Annotated in this window: 17 protein-coding genes and 1 pseudogene; 10 read left to right on the top strand and 8 right to left on the bottom strand. The window is 69.3% G+C overall.

The annotated features are described in order from the left end of the window. Positions 1-488 precede the first annotated feature (488 nt). Together ABZ714_RS33895 and ABZ714_RS33900 are read left to right on the top strand one after the other, a co-directional pair. Positions 489-1,061 carry a hypothetical protein gene (locus ABZ714_RS33895; protein WP_358829219.1) on the top strand — a complete coding sequence of 191 codons (573 nt, stop codon included), beginning with the start codon at positions 489-491 and terminating at the stop codon, positions 1,059-1,061. Between the two features lie 38 nt (positions 1,062-1,099). Further along, positions 1,100-3,973 (top strand): Helicase associated domain protein, encoded by a 2,874-nt coding sequence (locus tag ABZ714_RS33900; RefSeq protein WP_358829220.1) that lies wholly within the window; start codon positions 1,100-1,102, stop codon positions 3,971-3,973. 164 nt (positions 3,974-4,137) lie between these two features. On the opposite strand, the gene ABZ714_RS33905 is transcribed toward ABZ714_RS33900, so the two are convergent. After that, complete coding sequence (locus ABZ714_RS33905) at positions 4,138-4,269, bottom strand: hypothetical protein (RefSeq protein WP_358829221.1); 132 nt, start codon at positions 4,267-4,269, stop codon at positions 4,138-4,140. Positions 4,270-4,399: 130 nt separating this feature from the next. Here ABZ714_RS33905 and ABZ714_RS33910 point away from each other — a divergent pair, with 130 nt between their 5' ends. Continuing rightward, positions 4,400-4,777, top strand: a complete 378-nt coding sequence (locus tag ABZ714_RS33910) for a helix-turn-helix transcriptional regulator (RefSeq protein WP_358829222.1) — start codon at positions 4,400-4,402, stop codon at positions 4,775-4,777. Continuing rightward, complete coding sequence (locus ABZ714_RS33915) at positions 4,777-5,355, top strand: ImmA/IrrE family metallo-endopeptidase (protein WP_358829223.1); 579 nt, start codon at positions 4,777-4,779, stop codon at positions 5,353-5,355. The genes ABZ714_RS33910 and ABZ714_RS33915 overlap by 1 nt, the downstream gene beginning before the upstream one ends. A 68-nt stretch (positions 5,356-5,423) precedes the next feature. On the opposite strand, the gene ABZ714_RS33920 is transcribed toward ABZ714_RS33915, so the two are convergent. The 5 genes from ABZ714_RS33920 to ABZ714_RS33940 all read right to left on the bottom strand — a co-directional run bounded on the left by ABZ714_RS33920 (position 5,424) and on the right by ABZ714_RS33940 (position 11,192). Continuing rightward, positions 5,424-6,413 carry a hypothetical protein gene (locus tag ABZ714_RS33920; protein WP_358829224.1) on the bottom strand — a complete coding sequence of 330 codons (990 nt, stop codon included), beginning with the start codon at positions 6,411-6,413 and terminating at the stop codon, positions 5,424-5,426. A gap of 61 nt (positions 6,414-6,474) precedes the next feature. After that, entirely contained in the window at positions 6,475-7,242 is a 768-nt protein-coding gene (locus tag ABZ714_RS33925) for a hypothetical protein (protein WP_358829225.1), read from the bottom strand. A 411-nt stretch (positions 7,243-7,653) separates the two neighbouring features. Continuing rightward, positions 7,654-8,964: an ATP-binding protein gene (locus tag ABZ714_RS33930; RefSeq protein ID WP_358829226.1), complete on the bottom strand. Its 1,311-nt coding sequence runs from the start codon at positions 8,962-8,964 to the stop codon at positions 7,654-7,656. Between the two features lie 37 nt (positions 8,965-9,001). Continuing rightward, entirely contained in the window at positions 9,002-9,508 is a 507-nt protein-coding gene (locus tag ABZ714_RS33935) for a hypothetical protein (protein WP_358829227.1), read from the bottom strand. A gap of 199 nt (positions 9,509-9,707) precedes the next feature. After that, positions 9,708-11,192 (bottom strand): replication-relaxation family protein, encoded by a 1,485-nt coding sequence (locus ABZ714_RS33940; protein WP_358829228.1) that lies wholly within the window; start codon positions 11,190-11,192, stop codon positions 9,708-9,710. Positions 11,193-11,438: 246 nt separating this feature from the next. Here ABZ714_RS33940 and ABZ714_RS33945 point away from each other — a divergent pair, with 246 nt between their 5' ends. Then, a complete protein-coding gene (locus tag ABZ714_RS33945; protein WP_358829235.1) occupies positions 11,439-11,831 on the top strand; it encodes an NUDIX hydrolase in 393 nt (130 codons plus the stop codon). Between the two features lie 166 nt (positions 11,832-11,997). Here the strand turns inward: ABZ714_RS33945 and ABZ714_RS33950 are convergent, their stop codons facing one another. Continuing rightward, complete coding sequence (locus ABZ714_RS33950; RefSeq protein WP_358829229.1) at positions 11,998-12,345, bottom strand: hypothetical protein; 348 nt, start codon at positions 12,343-12,345, stop codon at positions 11,998-12,000. Further along, the gene (gene mobF, locus ABZ714_RS33955) at positions 12,342-14,111 is read right to left on the bottom strand and encodes a MobF family relaxase (RefSeq protein ID WP_358829230.1); all 1,770 of its coding nucleotides are present in this window, start codon (positions 14,109-14,111) and stop codon (positions 12,342-12,344) included. The genes ABZ714_RS33950 and mobF overlap by 4 nt, the downstream gene beginning before the upstream one ends. Positions 14,112-14,634: 523 nt before the next feature. On the opposite strand from mobF, the gene ABZ714_RS33960 reads away from it, so the two are divergent. The 5 genes and pseudogenes from ABZ714_RS33960 to ABZ714_RS33980 form a co-directional block, all read left to right on the top strand. After that, positions 14,635-14,943, top strand: coding sequence for a hypothetical protein (locus ABZ714_RS33960; RefSeq protein WP_358829231.1), 309 nt, complete (start codon positions 14,635-14,637; stop codon positions 14,941-14,943). A gap of 186 nt (positions 14,944-15,129) precedes the next feature. Then, complete coding sequence (locus tag ABZ714_RS33965) at positions 15,130-16,086, top strand: DUF6192 family protein (RefSeq protein ID WP_358829232.1); 957 nt, start codon at positions 15,130-15,132, stop codon at positions 16,084-16,086. Between the two features lie 50 nt (positions 16,087-16,136). Beyond that, positions 16,137-16,598: a hypothetical protein gene (locus tag ABZ714_RS33970; RefSeq protein ID WP_358829233.1), complete on the top strand. Its 462-nt coding sequence runs from the start codon at positions 16,137-16,139 to the stop codon at positions 16,596-16,598. Between the two features lie 267 nt (positions 16,599-16,865). Next, positions 16,866-17,141, top strand: coding sequence for a hypothetical protein (locus tag ABZ714_RS33975; protein WP_358829234.1), 276 nt, complete (start codon positions 16,866-16,868; stop codon positions 17,139-17,141). 290 nt (positions 17,142-17,431) lie between these two features. Then, positions 17,432-17,732, top strand: a pseudogene (locus tag ABZ714_RS33980) (HNH endonuclease); the annotation flags it as partial.

The raw sequence follows: 17,732 nt of genomic DNA on the forward strand, positions 1-17,732 counted from the left end.
TCGCCAGATCCTCGGCGGACGGCTCCTTCGCCGACGGGGTTGCCGTCGGCGGCGGCTTGATGGTCTTGGGCGATGCGGCCGGGGGCCCGCGCGGTGCGCGAGCCGGGTGGGCGGGGTGATCGGTGCGGGCTGGTTGGGTGTGTGGTGCGGGAGTTGGGGAGCGCGGTGCGCTCCGGGCGGGTCCGCTGCGCTTCCCCGCCTGACGGTCCTTCCGGCTGCGCCTCCAGAACCGTTGGGCCCGCAGAGCGGGCCCGGGCTGGCAGTGAGAGAGGGGTGGGTCGCTCGTTGGGGGTGAGTTCCAGTATAGCGGGTGCATCAGGATGATGCAGCATGTACCGTTGGCGGAAACACCAGACACCCCCCAACCATCGGGGCGGGGCGCGGAAAGCGAGGATGCTTTGAATGGGTTGGGCTTCGACGAACGATTTAGCGCACGGAGGGAAATCCACCGGGAGGTTACCGGTCTGACGGAGGACCAGGTGTACGGGATGTGGGTGGCCTCTGGCGGCCTGGAGAGGCGCGAGGACCCTCCGGGGCTCCTCAGCAAGGAGGAGCGTCTGGCCGCGGCCCGGCGCAATGAGCTGAAGCGGATCTGGACCGCGATGAGCCGCGAGGGCTGGGAGACCTACTCCCCCACGATCGACCCGGAGGTAGCCCGCTGGCACCGGGCCCACCAGGAGCGGCAGGCAAGCGGGAACGATGCGGCCGTGGAGCCGGGACCGGCAACCGGCTCCGTGCACATCGCGGACATCCGCCGCCGCGAACGCGCGGACCTGATGCGGCTGGAGAGGTTCGTCCGGGAGCACGTGCTGCCGCGCACCTATCCGCACACCACGCAGCGGCGCCGGGCGCTGGAGGCCCTCGGCGAGGCCGGCGGCCTGTGCACCGCGCGGACGGTGAACGGGGACGGGGACTACATCGTGTGCACGCTCGACACCGGGCACTACGACCCGGACGACAAGCCGCCGTTCAAGGACGGGAAGCCGGGCGGCTGGCATAAGGCGGACGGGACGACCTGGAACGACCTGGGCGCTGCGTGCACTCCGCACGTGTCCCTCTGAACAACCACACGAATTCAGCGCTCGGGGAAGGCAGGGAAATGTCAGCGATTCAGCTCAAGAAACACCAGGTCGATCAGCGAGCCGCGTTTAGGAAGTGGGTGGGATTCCCTGCAAGGTCATCCGTGCCCCCGCAGGGTGCCCGGGGCACGATCGTGTCAGCGACCGGGTCGGGCAAGACGATCATGGCCGCCGCGTGCGCGCTGGAGTCGTTCGCGGACGGCCGGATCCTCGTGACCGTCCCGACCCTGGACCTGCTCGCCCAGACCGCCCAGGCATGGCGCCTGGTGGGCCACCGGGCGCCGATGGTCGCGGTGTGCTCGCTGGAGAACGACGCGGTGCTGAACGAGCTGGGGGTGCGCACCACTACGAACCCGATCCAGCTCGCGTTGTGGGCAGGGGCAGGGCCGGTGGTCGTGTTCGCCACGTACGCCTCTCTCGTGGACCGCGAGGACATCGACGCCCCTGTGGGTCGGCGGAAGGTGCGCGGGCCGCTGGAGGCCGCTCTGGCGGGCGGAGAGCGGCTGTTCGGCCAGCGCATGGACGGTTTTTCGCTCGCGATCGTGGATGAGGCGCACGGTACGGCAGGGGATCTTGGCCGTCCGTGGGCGGTGATCCACGACAACGCCCGGATCCCCGCCGACTTCCGGCTCTACCTCACCGCCACCCCGCGGATCCTCGCCGCCGCCCGCCCGCAGAAGGGCGCGGACGGCCAGGAGGCGGAGATCGCGTCCATGGCCGACGACCCGGACGGGACATACGGGGCGTGGCTCGCGGAGCTCGGTCTGTCGGAGGCCATCGAGCGGGAGATCCTCGCCGGTTTCGAGATCGACGTCCTGGAGATCCGCGACCCCTCCCCCGTCCTCGGCGAGTCCGAGGAGGCCCGCCGCGGCCGGCGCCTGGCGCTCCTGCAGACCGCGCTCCTGGAGCACGCCGCCGCCTACAACCTCCGTACGGTCATGACCTTCCACCAGAAGGTGGAGGAGGCGCAGGCGTTCGCGGACAAGCTGCCAGAGACGGCAGCCGAGCTGTACGTCAACGATGCCTCCGATGAGGACCTGGCCGCCGCCGACAAGCTGCCGAAGTCCTCGATCGACGCGGAGTTCTACGAGCTCGAAGCAGGCCGCCACGTCCCGCCGGACCGGGTGTGGTCGGCCTGGCTGTGCGGCGACCACACGGTGGCCGAACGCCGGGAGGCGCTGCGGCAGTTCGCCAACGGCATCAATGCGGCCGGGCGCCGGGTCCACCGGGCATTCCTCGCCAGCGTTCGCGTACTCGGGGAAGGCGTCGACATCACCGGCGAGCGGGGCGTCGACTCGATCTGCTTCGCGGACACCCGCGGCTCCCAGGTCGAGATCGTCCAGAACATCGGCCGCGCGCTCAGGTTGAACCGCGACGGCTCCACGAAGGTCGCCAGGATCATCGTGCCGGTCTTCCTGGAGCCGAACGAGGACCCCACCGACATGGTCGCCAGCGCCTCGTTCCGCCCCCTTGTGGCGGTCCTCCAGGGCCTCCGCAGTCATGATGAGCGGCTCGTCGAGCAGCTCGCGTCCCGCGCCCTCACCAGCGGCAAGCGCAAAGTGCACGTCCGGCGTGACGAGAACGGGCAGATCGTCGGGGCCGGCGGCGCGGGTGACGGCGAGGACCAGGAGCAGGACGACACCCAGGCCGCTGCCGAAGCGGCGCTGCTGCACTTCTCCTCTCCCCGGGACGCCGCGACCATCGCCGCGTTCCTGCGGACCCGGGTGTACCGGCCGGAGTCCCTGGTCTGGCTGGAGGGCTACCAGGCCCTCATCCGCTGGCGGGCGGAGAACGAGATCACCGGCGTCCACGCCGTGCCCTACGACACCGAGGTCGAGGTCGGGGCGACGAAGTCGTTTCCGCTTGGCCGGTGGGTGCACCAGCAGCGGAAGGCCCTGAGGGCCGGGGAGCTGGAGGACCGGCGCAAAACGCTGCTGGACTCCCCCGATGCCGGGATGGTCTGGGAGCCAGGCGAGGAGGCATGGGAGAACAAGCTCGCCGCGCTGCGGTCCTACCACCGGGCCACCGGGCACCTCGCGCCGCGTCAGGACGCGGTGTGGGGCGAGGGCGAGGCGATGGTGCCCATCGGCCAGCACCTCGCCAACCTCCGGAGGAAGGGCGGCCTCGGGAAGGACGCGGGCCGGGCGGCGGAGCGCGCGCAGCAGCTCACCGAGATCGACCCGGACTGGAACTGCGAGTGGCCGCTCAACTGGCAGCGGCACTACCGGGTGCTCGCCGACCTCGTCGACGCCGATGGCCACCTCCCCCACATCCAGCCCGGCGTCATGTTCGACGGCGACGACATCGGCACCTGGAGGTGGCGGCAGCAGGAGCCGGGCACCTGGGCACAGCTCCTGCCCGAACAGCGCGAACGGCTCACCGCACTCGGCATCCGCAGCACCACCCTTCCCCTGACGGCCGCCGCCCCGGCGGAGCTCTCTCCGGCGCTGGCCGCTCTCAAGGGGTCGGTGAAGGCCGGGAGTAAGGCGGAGGCCGCGTTCCAGCGCGGCGTGGCGGCTCTCGCTCAGTGGGTGGGGCGGGAAGGCGCGGACCGACCCGTGCCCCGCGGACACGTCGAGGAGATCGTGGTCGACGGCGAGACGGTGCTCGTGAAGCTGGGGGTGTGGCTCTCGAACACCAAGAGCCGGCGGGACAAGCTCACCCCGGAACAGCGCCCCGCCCTCGCCGCGCTGGGGATGAAGTGGGCGGGACCGCCTCCTGTCGCCGAGGCCGCCCCGGAGCCCGTACCGTCGACGGCCCCGGCAAAGCAGGCGGTCCGGGAGCACCACGAGGAGTGCGACGAGGAACTGTACGAGGGCGGGAACTGCACCTGCTGGTCCATCAAGCGCTTCGGGCCGCCCTCCGAGCGGGAGGGCTACGGAGACGACTCCTGACCCCCGCCGTACGGGATCCCCGGGCCCGCCGACACGGCCCAGGGATCTCGTACGTCACCGCGCGACGGTGCGGGCCGCTACCAGTGGCCCGGGATGGTGACCCGGACCTCCGCTAGGACGACGCCGGTCGCCAAGTGGTGTGCGGACGGGAGCCGTCCGCACGCCTACTTCTTCTTCTTGAAGGTCTCGTTGACGGTGGTCTTCGGGTGGCGCTTGACGGTGGACTGCTTGACGAAGCGGCCGGTGATCGCGCTTCGTCCACGGTTGCCGCTGGGGGTGGTGGTCTTCTTGGGCATGGTGGATGTGTTCCTTCCGAGCTAGGCTAACCGTCTCGACTTCGAGACAGTACATCGAGATTAGATCACCTGTGTTGTGATAGTCAAACACTGTTCTAAAAGTGACTCTCCCGGGATCGGAAGGACCGCAGTGGCCAAGGACCAGATCGACGTCGACGCGCTGTACTCGGCGCTCGACGCCCAGCGAACCGCCCGCGGGCTCTCCTGGCGGCAACTGGCCAAAGAACTCCAGGTCAGTCCATCCCTGCTCTCCCGAATGGCCAACGGACTGCGCCCGGACGCGGACGCCTTCATCACTCTGGTGCAGTGGCTCGGAGTCCCGGCGGAGCAGTTCGCGGTGGGAGACACCGGATCGGCGGAACGGGAGGAGCCGGAACTCGTCACGCAGATCGGATCGCTGCTCCGGGCCCGTAAGGACCTCGAACCCGAGGACGTCGCCTACCTGGAGGCCGTCATTCACGCCACGGTGCGCCGGGTGAAGGCCCTGCCCCGAGACAGGGAGGCGTAGTGCGAAGGGGGTTCAAAGCCGAGGCGAAGCGCCTGGCGCTGGAGGTGAGGGGTGAGCTCGGTGTCACGGCGCACGAGGCGATGGACCCCTACGCCCTCGCGAAGCTCTACGGCATTGAGGTCTTCACCCTGCACGAGGTCACCGAAGATCGCCCCTTCGAAGCGGCCGCTCTGCAGCACTTCACCGAGGTCCGTCCCGAGGTCTTCTCCGCAGCGGTCCTGTGTCTGGGCCGCCGCCGGGTGATCGTGGAGAACTCCGGGCACCAGCGCCCCCGGCGGGCCTCCACCCTCGCGCACGAGATGTCGCACATCCTCCTGGAGCACGAGTTCACCACACTGCTGCGTACCTCGGGACGCGAGTGCCGCAACAGCGACCGCGACCAGGAAGACGAAGCCGCCGAACTCTCAGGGGAACTGCTCCTGCCCTTCGACGCAGCCCGGCGCCTGGCCCGCGACTGCGTACCCGACGGGGACGTGGCAACCCGCTTCGGCATCAGCACCGAGTTCGCCCGCTGGCGCATGAACGCAACCGGAGCACGTCTTATAGCCAAACGCGCCAAAGCCCGAACCCGCCGCTGACACCCAAGCCCAACAACGACAGCGGCAAGACGCCGGGCCCGCCGATGAGCCCCGGGGTCTCGTTACGGTTACCGTCGGCCGGGCGGCTCCGTGTCGAAGAACTTGATCACCGAGGTGACCAGCATCAGGGCGTACACCGCGTTGATCCGCGAGTACTGAGTCCGGGAGACGCCGTGTGCGCTGGGGTGGCGGCCAAAGGTCTTCGGTATGGGGTCGCCTTTCTGCGGGAAGTACTTGGCGTGCGCGTACCAGACCGGGGCGAAAGTGCAGGCGACCTTGAACTTGTGGTCGTCCAGCTTGAATTTGATCCCCTTGGCCTTGAAGTCGTTCTGCGTGAGCTGGACACGAACGGTCTTGTCGAGGCGCTGGAGGATGGAGTCGAGCAGATTGGCGGCCAGTGCCTGAGCTGCGCTGGTGTGGCCGGCTCGCAAGGCATGGACGACGTCGAGGGCGAAGCTGCGGGCATCCTCGACCGCCGGGTGGTGGACCTCTTCGAGTACCGTCTCGCAGTCGTTGACGACGCCTTTCCAACGTCGGCCGATGATACGGCGCCGGGTGGCGGCATCCGGCGCTTCCAACAGGGCGCGCACCGTCGGCGGCCCGGGCACCCACATGAGTGGTATGCCCTCGTCGACCAAGAGCGTCTCCAGGTCGTCCAGACCTGGCGTGACGTCGCGCAGGTTCTCCGGGTAGAACCCCTTGGTGATGTCGCCCAAGGAGGCGAAGACACGGTGCCACTGGGTTGTCCGATAGGTCGCGGCCAGCGGCCCCAATGCCTGGCGGACCATGTCGTTGAAGCCCGTCAGATCCGCGATCTGCCTGCGGAGGTTCTCCGTCATGGCGTCCATCCGGATCAGATGAGAATCAACCACGACCCGGGGAAGGACCGGTCGCATCCTCACCACGGCGGACTCGGCAAGCATCTCGCCGATCCACGCGTTCTGGTTCCGCACATAGTCCTGGAACGGCTTGAACACCGCAGCGTAGAAGCCCGAAAGATCAACCAGCCCCGCGAAGCCAGCATCCTCGGACTCGTCGGGCCCCTCAACCTCTCCCATGGCCATATGCTCCCACGCTCCCCTTCACACCGAGGAAGCGCTCGGTGGTGGCAGGAAAGGCTCAGGACGGAATAGATCGGGAGTGGTACCTGGCGTGGAGATGCCGGAGCATCGTGCCGCAGTACTCGGTCAGGGGCCGGTGCTGAGCCTCGTCGATGACCATGGCGAGCATGTAGCTGTCGGTGCCGGATTCGTAGGCGGCACGGGGCTGAGCGGTACGGATATTGGGCCAGTAGCGGCCGTGGGCGTAGCCGGAAGCGGCTCGCCAGGCGGCGCGGGTACTGACGGGGTCGAGTCCGGCTGCGGGCGCCGCCTGTTCGAGAAGAACCGTGGTTCTGGGCGCGGTCAGGTTGGGGAGGCCGAGAGAATGGGCGAGGTCGGCTATCTCCCGTCTGCGTTCGGTGCCGGTCTTCCCTCCGGGAGCGGGCTGATGCCCCGTGTCGTCCTCGTGCTGGGCCCGGTTACGCATGTCCTCGTGCCACAAGGAGAGGGCGCGGTGTCGGCGTTCGGCACGGTCCTTGCCGTGGAGGAGCCAGATGCCGGTGGCGAAGTTCTCCAAGGCCCCGCGCATGAGTGTCCAGGGACTGGTGGGGTCGATCTCTCCGGCGAGGGTGAGGCGGCGGAAGGCGTCGAGGTGTGCCAGGCCGGCACCGTAAGAGACCTGGATCAGGTGTGCGGCCCGCCAGGGGCCCAGTGGCTTGTCGTCAGTGGCGAGACTGCTGGAGGAAGCGGGTGTCGGCAGTGGCCGGTAGACACCGTTGCCGCGCAGCCTGTCCGCCTGGGCGAACAGCGGAAGAAGATAAGACCCGTCGAACTCCTGCGTGCTCATACAGCAGAACGGTAGAACTCCGCAGAGACATTGGGCACCCGATTTCTCGGAAGAACGCTGCACTCTCTTTTGGAACGACACCACCGAGCAGCCGGACGCGAACGCGTACCGGCCAAGATCTGGTCCGCATCAGCCACCACCAGCACAAGGCCATGGCGGGCAGGCTCTCGGGCTTCCGGGCCTTGGTCGCCGTCGGACACAACCGGGCCACATCGCGTTCGAAGCCGGAGGCCTGGCGGCGGCCTGGGGCCGGACAGGGTGATCTTGTCCGGCCCCGCCGTTGCGTCGTCAGCCGAAGTCGAGCATGTCCTGGCGGCCGAGGTGCCAGGGGTCCATGGCGCTATCGGACGCCACCCGCCGCACAATCGGCAATGACGATCGAGGACACGTCCGGATTTTCAAAGCGTTCGTCTACAGACCGAACTGGCTCATCAAGTCGTTGCTGAGTTCCTTGGCAACGTGCGCCGCTTCCTCGTCATCCGCGATCGGGGAGAGCAGTGTGTGTGCAGGTTGAATGTGGTGAGGATTACGGGCGTACGGAGGAGTGATCTCGCCGCCATCCCCAAAGCCTGCGGTGCGGGGCTCGAGGGCTCGGGAACCGTTGGACGCGTAGATCGTCGCGATGATCTGCTGTGTACTGTCCAGGCTCAGTTTTCGTTGCAGCTCCAGGATGGCTCCCAGAAAATCGCCGCATCCTGCTTCGATCACGCGCAGGGACACGGGTAGGGCGCTGTCGATGCGGCCCTTTTCCCTGGCGTTGAGCCGATCTTCTTCGGAGCGGGGTCGCCACGATACGTTACTGACCATGGTGACGGTGCCGTCGTGGTGGAGCTCGATCATGGAGTTCCGGTTGTAATCATCCTCCAGGGTGCTGCTGACCCAGCGTCGCAGGCCAGGGCGAGGGTTGGTGAGGGCGTCGCCCATTCCTTTCATCGGGCCGGGAATTCGTCGCGGTGCCAGGCTGCGTCCTCGCTCCTCCGCGAGGCGGAGGAGGAACTGTGCCTCCTCCCTGTCCAGCGGGGGAACACCCCGCGGCAGGGGCCTGGTGGGGCGTGCGACGGCAACCAGCCAGGCTGAGGGCTTGACGGCGTGCGCCGTGATGGTCTTGGTGAGAAAGTCGGAGTGCTGCCGCAGCGCCTCCTCGGCGCTGCCGGTGCGAGTGAAGCGGTCGCGGTAGGCACGCTCGATCTGGTGCTCGGCCATCCAGGCGGTATGGTCCCGGTCGCGGTACGGCACCGTGAACGCCTGCTGTTCTTTGTCCTTGTCCGATCTTCCGTGGACGAGGTGCGGAGCCATTTCGCTGGCTGGCACATCCACAACCAGGATCGTTTTTGCTCCGTCGGTCAAAGTGAACATCACCAGGTCGGGCAGATACGGATGGACGTGGTTGCGGACCCACTGCCCGTACTGCCGGAGATCGGCCTTCTCCCGGTCGACCCCCACCATCTCGTGGTCGTTGGAGACACCGTAGACGAGCAGCCCGCCACGGGTGTTCGCCATCGCGGCGACGTCCTTGGCGAACTCGTTCCACTGGCCGTTCATGGGAGGGACGGGGAGGTCCCTCTTCCAGTCCAGGTCGTCCGACTCATGAAGGTGGTCGGCTGCGGCCTGAAGGACCATGTCGAAGGTGAGCGGGCCAGGAGCGCACCCCAGGTGCTGGTGCAGCCTCGTCCAGGCGCGGGCCCGGCTCGGCGCGGTGGCGGAGGTGTCCGGTATTCCCATGAAGGATCTCCTTTGATCCGTCGGTGCGCCGCTCACCCTAAGGGCATGCGGTGACACCCGCCTCGTGGCCCCACAGGGGGCGGGCCTCGCCGCTCCCTCCGCAGTGCGCGCAGTGCGGCGGGCGGGCGATCCCGGGAGCCCCGATGGTGTCGGCGCCCTCGAGCAGGAGCCGGGTCAGACCCGTGAGGTGGTCGTCGTGCAGGGCGAGGTCTTGTCGTTTGCCGATCAGGATCTCCAGGGCGATGCCGGGGCCGAGAGTGCGGGCATCGAAGTCGATGCCGCGTGTGGCGGTGGCGACCAGATCGTGGAGTTCAGAGAGGGTCTGTGCTCCGGTCAGTTGGACCCGCGAGGCGAGGATGACGTCCGGGGCCCGGAGGAAGGACAGGACGCCCGCCGGGCGGGCGAACGGCCCGCTGGCGAGGACCGGGGCGTGATGCGTGCCGGCGAGCCTGGCCATCGCGTGCCACATGTAGTCACCCGGCCCGAAGGGCCAGGCCGCCCCGGCTTCAACACCCGCGTTCTTGTCGTGCTTGTTTCGTCGCATTCCTCCGGTGTACAGGGCGCGGGTGGTATCGGCCGGCTCCGGGCCACCGCTTCCCGCGCGGTGGCTCGGCAACTTCGCGGAGCGTCCCGCCGGGCAGCCCGGGGCCCGGCAAGGGTCCCGCTGCCCCGAGCGGGCCGGGCAGCCCCGCCCGGCCTGCTCGGGGCACCTTGTCCGAACTCCCCCTGGGGATGTGCCCGGGTCAGGTCCGCCGACGGAACCAGCTGCGGCCCCGGCCCGGCCCGGGACGATTCTCCGGCTCCGGCGGCGTGGCGGCCTGGAGGCGGGCGGCTTCGGCGGCGGCCTCCAGGCGGGCGACGTCGTCGGCCCGGCACGGACCGCACACCGACCTGTCCCCCGCCCGTACCGCGGTCCGGTGCACGGTGACCTCCTCCCAGCGCCCGTCGGTGAACTTCCACCCGCACCGCGAGCACACCGGGCGCTCCTTCTCCCGCTGCGCGGCGCGGCGCCGTTCGTCCTCCGCTTCGGCGCGGGCCTCCTGGGCGCGGTAGAGGGCGTGGCCGTCGGGGTTGTCGAGCGCGTCCGTCAGCGTCTGCTCGCCGTCCCGTCCCAGCCGCCGCCACACGGCCGCGTCGGCGCCGTGCTCCTGGAGTTTCTCCAGGGTGGTGACGAGGACGGGTACCGCCTGGTGGTAGTCGAGCGCGGTGATCGCGTCCCGGTAGAGGGAGCCGTACCGGCTCGGCATCCAGTGGCGGCGGCCGTACTCCTCCAGCACCGTGACCGTGTTGTCGACCTTCGCCTCGGTGGTGTCCGCGAACACGAACGCCACCGGGACCAGGCCCTCCCGGCCGGTCGGCGGGTAGAACCTGCGCCACAGCCGCTGCTCGTGGTCGACGAAGTCCTCGATCACGTCCGGCCGGGCACGGACCAGGTCCACCGTCCTCTTGGGCGCGTCCTTCGGCAGCAGCCGGCCCCACTCCCAGTACCGGCGCAGCTTGGCGACCAGGTCGTGCGCGTCCTCAGTACGGCGGTCGACTTCCACCAGGAGCACCGGCACCCCGGCGTCCGGGGCCCGCACTACCAGGTCCGCCCGCTGCACGTAGCCGTCCGCGAGCCGGTGCCCGATCTCGGTCTGGAAGCCGAGCCGGTGCCCGATCCCGGCGCGGTGGAGTTCGGCGGCCGTCGAGGTGACCGCCGCGGCGTGGTCGTCGTAGCTGGCACCGAGCAGCTTCCCGGTGACCGGGTCGTGCTTCTTCTCCCGCAGCGCCGAGACCCGTATCCCCTCCGGCTCCAGCAGCTGCTTGGCCTCGCCGTGTCCGCGCCGGGTCAGCACCCACACCTGCCGCTGGTCCGCCCGCACCGACTCGATCCTCACCAGCTGGTGCTCCTCCAGATCCAGCAGGGTGTCCCGTACGAGCTTGTCGTGCCGGTTGCCGGGGCGGGTCAGCTTCCACAGCTGGTCGGGCGTAGCCCGCTGGAAGATCCCAAGCGCTTGCAGGATCTCCCGGCGCCGGGGCCCGGTCGAAGTCCTCCGGTGCCGGGGGCGACTTGCCGCATCTACATGAGGGTTGTCGGCGCTGCGACGGCCCCCTTTCCACCGGGTCTGACCAGCGGAAACGCCCGGCCGCTGAATGCGTGGCGCGGAGGGGGTGACGGAGGGGCCCGCGGAGGGGGCCTTCCCGGTCCGGTCGAGGGGGTGCTCGGTGTCGTCTGCGGTGCTCGCCACGGGTACTCCTGCACGGTGGGGCGGGCCTGTCCCGCCCTTCATCCCGTACAGGTGCCGAATCCGGGCTCCGTGTGACACCGGACCGGGAACACCCCTCCGTCGTGACCGCATCGTGATACCCCGTGTCCTGTGCCACCGAGTCTTGAGGGGAAGCATCCGACCGTGGCCCACTCCGCAGATCAACCGCTTGCAGCTGATGGCCGGGGCAACTCCTTGATCTCGTTCGCGCGGGTCGGCGAGGCGGCGGTGCCGAAGGACGCTCCGCTGTCGGCCGCGCTGGCGGCGTTGTGGCGAGCCGGTCGCGTCCTCATGGTTTTCGATCGGTACCGCCAGTCCTGGGAGCTGCCAGGGGGCCGTATCGAGAACGGCGAGTCCCCCCGCCAGGCTGCTGTGCGTGAGCTGCTGGAGGAGAGCGGGCAGCACCCTGACGGACAAGTACGGTTCATCGGCTACGCGCGGTTCGTACTAGCCCCGGACCAGCGCGTTGAGTATCTGGCCCTGTACGCGGGAACCTGCGCCGACACTCGCGCCTTCGTGCCCACCGAGGAGATCTCGGACATCCACTGGTGGGACCTCCTCGAACCCCTCCCGGGGTATGTGCAGCCCCTGGACACCTACCTGGCCACGCTCACCCGGTAACCCAGCAACGGACGGCGCACCACGGCGGTGCGCACCACGATGGAGTCAGCCGTCGCCCGGCGTATCGAAGTGGAACCCATTGGGTGGAGCCCGCCCGGCGGAGTCCACTTGGTGGCGATGGACGGTGTCGGGCGGACTCCGCTTGGTGGACGATGCCCCCGCATCGTCACATCAGCCAGTGGTTCGTGTGCCGTACCCGGGCCAGGGCGCGGGCGTCGCGGCGCGCAGCGGCGTTGCCGATCCGGTTCTGCCGGGAGCGTGGCCGGCGCGACTGCGAGGCGGCGATGCGGCGGCGTCCGGCGTCCCGGAGGCGCAGCCGCTGCGCGTGCAGCTCCGCTGCCTTCTGCGCCTTCGACTTCGGTTTCCGGGGCCGTTTCCAGACCGGCTGCCACCCCACGGGGTCACCGGGCTCGGGCTCCGGATCCTCGTCGAGTACGGCGTTCATCTCCCCGGCGGCGGCCCGGGCGAGGGCGAGGGCGTCATCGAGGCTGGGATGTTCTTCCGGGGTGGTCACGCGATTCCTCCTGTGGTCGGGCCCGGTGGGTTCCGGGTGGCGGGCTGCTCGATGTGGGGCGGTGCTGTCGTCGTCGCGGGGGCGGGGGCGGGGGCGGGTCGTGGCCGGGGGCCGTGGGCGGCGGCGCCCTCCCGGATGCCGTCCCGGAGCCGGGCGGCGGCGGCTTCGAGTGTCCGGCGGGTCCGCTCCACCGCGTCGATGGCGACGCCGGTCTCCGGCTCGAGGAGGCGGCCGGTCTTCGAGCCGGTACGGAACGGCCGCGGACGCGACCCCGGCAAGCCGGCAGGCACAACTCTCGTGCCCGGCCGGGCACGGGAGTTCAGGCGCTCCGCTCGCCGCGCGGCGCGGACCCGGGCGGTCAGCGCGTCGGCGGCGAGGCGGGCCCGCTCGTACGGGGCCCCGGTGCGGCGGGTCAGCGGGCGCAGCGCGGCCTGGTCCCCGGTGTCGTGCGGGTACAGGGCGCGGAGGTCGGCGGTCATCCTTCGGCCGCGGCCGATCGGGCGGGTGTAGTCGTCGACGACGGTCTCCACGATCTGCTCGTCCAGGCCCGGTTGGTGGGGGTGGCCGCGCAGGGCGTAGGCGAGGTGGCGGCGGGCTTCGGCGAGCAGGTGGTGGCGGGCGAAGGCGCCGCGCATCACGTAGACCACGGCGACGGTGTCCACGGCCGCCAGGACGACGTCGACGGCCGGTTTCACCCGGGCCCGGATCGCCGCCGCGGCGGCCCGGGCCCGCTGCGCGAGCCGGAGGACGGTGCAGGCGCCGTAGGCCCGTATCGCAGAGGTCCGCCATCGTGCGCGCAGTTCGGTGAGCGACAGCGGTTCGGTGCGTTTGGGCGGGCGGGTCTGGTCGGCGGCCTGGCAGGCCAACTGGTAGCCGGCCTGCTCCCCCGGCGGATGCCCCTGCCGCTCCTCGTACCGGGCGGTGAGGACGGGGAGGGCGTCCTCGATCTGCTGGCGGCGGGTGGACTGCCAGCCGATGAGCCGCCGGTCGATCCCGGCGATCTCCATGACCGGGCGGCGCCCCGGAGTGACCTCGCGCGGTTCCCAGGCCCACCCGAGCCGGGCGGTGACCTCTTCCATGAAGGTGAGGGTGTAGAGGGTGTCGGCCGCGACGATGTTGGCGAGCATCGAATCCGCGGAGAGGTTGCCCCACGTCTCGTTCGGTCGGCGGGCGCGGATCGACACGACCGCGTGGTCGTGGAGCAGCGGTTTCGATTCGGCCGCGCGGGACTCGTAGTGCCGGAACACCGCGACGATCAGACCGTCCCGGATCGGCTTGCGCTGCTTGCCACCGACCTTCCAACGGATCTGCGCGACCGCGTCCTCGAACCACTCCAGCGTCTTGTCCCGGGCGATGTCCTGGCACAACTCCAGCACCCGCCGGGACTCGTCGTCCCCGAGCGCCCACGCGATGTGCGCCGTCGACGGGGGCCGGAACACCAGATCCATCGCCAGCCAGGGGACGCGTTCCTTCGCCTTCTCCGTCTTCGGCGACTTGTTGTGCTCTACGGGCCTGCCCAGCACCGTCGCCCGCCGGGCCGCCGCCGGGTCGTGACCCGCGTCCAGGAGCTCGCGCTCGATACGGTCCGCGAACGGGTGCCGACCCTCCCCCAGGAGCAGTTCGGCCTGCCGCTCGCTCACCACCTCCCCCGCTGTCAGGCCGACCGCGGCAAGTCCCCGCCCCTTCCACACACCAGGCGGCACCCCGGCTTCGTCCTGCGCGGCACGCAACGACGTACCCGGAGCGCGGCGGCCGTCCCCGGCCATCACTCCCCGGAAGAGATACCGCCCCCCATCCCCCGGGCGAACCGGCGACATGCTGATCACCAGCCCAGGAAACCCGACACCGAGCTACACCAGCGCGCGATCCGGAGTCCCTCCCGCCAGGCGGGAGACCACCACCAACTCTTCACCCCGCGGCCCGCCGGACGGGCCACGACACCAGCCCGAGACGGGAAACCGTCCTGCGCACCGTACGCCCCATACGAGTCGAACGGCCCCACGGAGATACTCACCGGCCGCTGACCACCCCCGGACGGCGTAGAACCCCACACCCCCGGCGAGACCCGGCCCCGGCCGTGCGAATACTGCGCTGCGCTGCCCGGCCACAACCACCCCAAGCACCTCAAGACCGCCAAGTAACCGACACCCGCAGCATCCAGCGCACCTCCACGCACTACTCCCCCACCCAACGCACCCAACGACCCGAGACCCCACCGACGCCCTTCAACACGAGCAGCCACCCGCCCCCCGGCCAACGGCCGGGGGGCTTCGTGCTTCGAGGAGTCCCGTGCCTACCTACGAAACCGGGCACCGTTTCACCCGCGACCTCCGCCGACTTACCCCCGAACAGCGCGACCGATTCCGCCACGTCGTCCGGGACGCCTTCGTCCACGACCTCCGCTCCGACTGCGGCTTCCGACCCGGACTGCGCGTCAAACAGGTCAGCGGCTACCCCCACATCTACGAGATGACCTGGTCCAACGGCCGCGGCCCCGCCGGGCGCGCCACCTGGTCGTACGGACCCGAGATGCGCCCGGGGCAGCCCCACATCATCTGGAGGCGCATCGGCACCCACGACATCCTCACCGGCCCATGACCGGACGACCCTGCTGGCGGGACAAGGAGGATGCTGGCCGCCCTCACAATGAAGTGCGCAGGATGACAGGGATCCTCTTGGAGATATGGGCTCCCCGGTAGATAATGTCCATAGGGGGACATATCGCATGTCGGCTTCGGCACGTCAAGTTAGTGCCGGTCATGCTGGGTGTCTTGTGGAGGCGTCATGGCCAAGACAAAGATCAACAGCCCCTTCCCCAAGAAGTTCACCGACCGGCAGTGGGCTCGGTTCGTTAAACAAGGGCGAGACTTGGTCGACGAGGAATCCCGGATCCAATTTTCCTTGGGCGACTTGACCCTGAAGATGGTTCCCATTCGGGGGCCGGGAGGCAATCAGGGTGTCTTCATGGTCCTGGACCGCTTCGCCGATCAGATCGGCAGCAACGTGCACACACTGATGGATTACCGTCACGTAGCGCATGTGTGGCCCCCTGACCAGCGAGTACGAGGTGTCGCTTGGTCCGTGCACCGCGCCTTCGATGCGCTGGAGGACAGGTTCGACCTCATCCACAACCCTCCGAGCGGCGCGGACCGGTGGACCGAGGACGCAGCCCTCAGCCGCGCTGGACGTCTCCCTCAAAGACCGTTGACGAAGGCGGAGAAGCTGGACCGGGTCCGGACCTTGATGCGCGAGAACGAGAACGCGAGCGAAGCGGTGGGAGAGTTGATCCGTCGCCCTGACGTTGCGCACAAGGTCATGGCTGACCCGTCGAATCAGCGCATCCTCTACAGGGCCCATCACGAGCAGCGCCAACAGGCGGCCGCCGCACGCTTCACCGCCTCCCACGAGTGGGACAGAGCTGGTGCGGACGAGAACGAGGAGGAAGAAGTCGCAGAAGTGCAGCAGGTAAGCCTCCGGGAGTCCGCCGTCGACTACCAGCGGGCCTCCAGCGAAGTCCTGGAGCTGATCGGCAGTGGAACAACCTTCCTGGTCGATCTTCAGCGGATGATCCCCGGACTGCACGTTGCCGAATTCACCGAACGGGAAGTGCGGGCGGTCCTGGACAACCACCGGCGGATCCGGGCCGCGCTCGACTGGTGCGACTCCGCGCTGTCGACCGGCGACAAGACCATGGACGACGAACTGGCCCGCATCCTGACCGAAGGAGATGACCAGCCATGACCAGGCAGGCCCGCGCAGCGTCCCCGGGCGTCGGCACGCGGGCGGCCCCTGTGCCCACCCAACACCTCGCCGAACTCGCCTGGCACCTGTTCGACGAAGCGGGTGATGATGTCCTCCTCCCCCGAGAGCACATCACCGATCGCATCCACGCCACCGACGGACAGTTCGAGCGTGCCAAGGGCTACATCCGCGACCACGTCACCATGGAGAAGGGGAAGGCGTTCCTCGCCTACCGCGGCGGCTACATGATCACGACCGATCCAGCAAAGATCGCGGAGAACGCGGCGCTGCGGATGCGCCGGATCAACACCGAACTACGCCGCCTCTTGTCCGGGGCGATCAACCCTCTCGGTGACCAGGTCGCCGACTACGAGGTTCTGGCCATGTTCCAGGACGAGATCGCCCACATGACCCGCACCTACGACCGAATGAGCAAGGCCACCCTGACCATGCCCAAACCGGCGAAGATCACCAAGCCCAAGCGGCGCAGCCGCGCCACCGCCCGAACCTGACACCCAAAGGCTGAGACAAGCGCGATGGCGCGTCCGCCGAGATGCCGCCCGTCCAGCGCTGCTGCCCTCTACCGCGCGCTGGACGAACTCGGAGCTGCCCCCACACCAGACCCGGAACTCCGGCCAACCGGCCCAAAACGCTCCGACACAGCCCTGCTCCTGGGCGTCCTCCTCGCCAAAACGGAACTCGACGCCGCTGTACGCGCCGACCCCGCCCAGGAACCCCCGCGCGGCCTGACTCAACTCCTGACCGGATACCGCTCCGTGGTGTCCTCGCCCAACGACGAAACCCGCCTGCGGCTCCTCAGCATTCGCCTCCTGCGCACCGCCGTCGAGGCCACCCTCGACGACAACCCGAGCACCCTCGCCCATGCAGCCGACAACGCCGCGCTCGCCGCTGCCGCGCTCATCGACGCCGACAGGCTCCAACGCACCGGCAACAACAGGACGGCCATCCGCACAGCGGTCAAAGCCGCCACCCAATCACTCCTAGCAGCCGTCAACACCCTCAGTAGCAAGTCCGGCAGAAGCAACGCACACTAGCCCCCACTGCCCGCATCCGGCGCCTGGCATCCGGCGGGCGCAGGGCACTTGGTTTCCAACCACCAGTCGGCGTAGGCATACAGGTCATAGCCACTGTGGTCCGGGAGGGGAACGCCACACTGCCGTTCCGGGAAGGCACACGCCGAGGCCCCGAGCCCGGCGGCAGATACATCGAGAGACAGCAGCTCCGGCCCGCCCGGATACGGTCATCCGTTCACCACCCCATCCGTCACGGTGTCTTCACCCCCCGGGCCCTCCCCGGCCACTCCCCCGGCTGGTACGCCTGTCCCGTGAAGACCACCATGACGCGCTCCGCGCTCGCCGCCTCCCTCACGGCCCTTGCCCTCACCGCTCTCGTCTCTCCCGCCCACTCCGCCCAAGCCCCCGGGCCCGGGTCCCGGGCCGAGACCGCTGCCGCCGCGCAGACGGCCCGAATCGGCGAAGCCGTCAACCGGCTCTCCGTACGGACCGAGGACCGCACGGGCTACAACCGCGACAAGTTCAAGCACTGGAACTCGGGCCTCGAGCCCGACGGCTGCAACACCCGGAACGAGGTCCTCATCGACGAGGCCGTCACCGCGCCCACCGTCG

The sequence above is a fragment of the Streptomyces sp. NPDC006798 genome, assembly GCF_040635975.1.
Taxonomy (GTDB): Bacteria; Actinomycetota; Actinomycetes; order Streptomycetales; family Streptomycetaceae; genus Streptomyces.

Coding starts and splice junctions, on each gene's coding strand:
- ABZ714_RS33895 (WP_358829219.1), top strand. CDS start 489: ATGTGGGTGGCCTCTGGCGGCCTGGAGAGGCGCGAGGACCCTCCGGGG.
- ABZ714_RS33900 (WP_358829220.1), top strand. CDS start 1,100: ATGTCAGCGATTCAGCTCAAGAAACACCAGGTCGATCAGCGAGCCGCG.
- ABZ714_RS33905 (WP_358829221.1), bottom strand. CDS start 4,269: ATGCCCAAGAAGACCACCACCCCCAGCGGCAACCGTGGACGAAGCGCG.
- ABZ714_RS33920 (WP_358829224.1), bottom strand. CDS start 6,413: ATGGGAGAGGTTGAGGGGCCCGACGAGTCCGAGGATGCTGGCTTCGCG.
- ABZ714_RS33925 (WP_358829225.1), bottom strand. CDS start 7,242: ATGAGCACGCAGGAGTTCGACGGGTCTTATCTTCTTCCGCTGTTCGCC.
- ABZ714_RS33930 (WP_358829226.1), bottom strand. CDS start 8,964: ATGGGAATACCGGACACCTCCGCCACCGCGCCGAGCCGGGCCCGCGCC.
- ABZ714_RS33935 (WP_358829227.1), bottom strand. CDS start 9,508: ATGCGACGAAACAAGCACGACAAGAACGCGGGTGTTGAAGCCGGGGCG.
- mobF (WP_358829230.1), bottom strand. CDS start 14,111: ATGGCCGGGGACGGCCGCCGCGCTCCGGGTACGTCGTTGCGTGCCGCG.
- ABZ714_RS33965 (WP_358829232.1), top strand. CDS start 15,130: ATGGCCAAGACAAAGATCAACAGCCCCTTCCCCAAGAAGTTCACCGAC.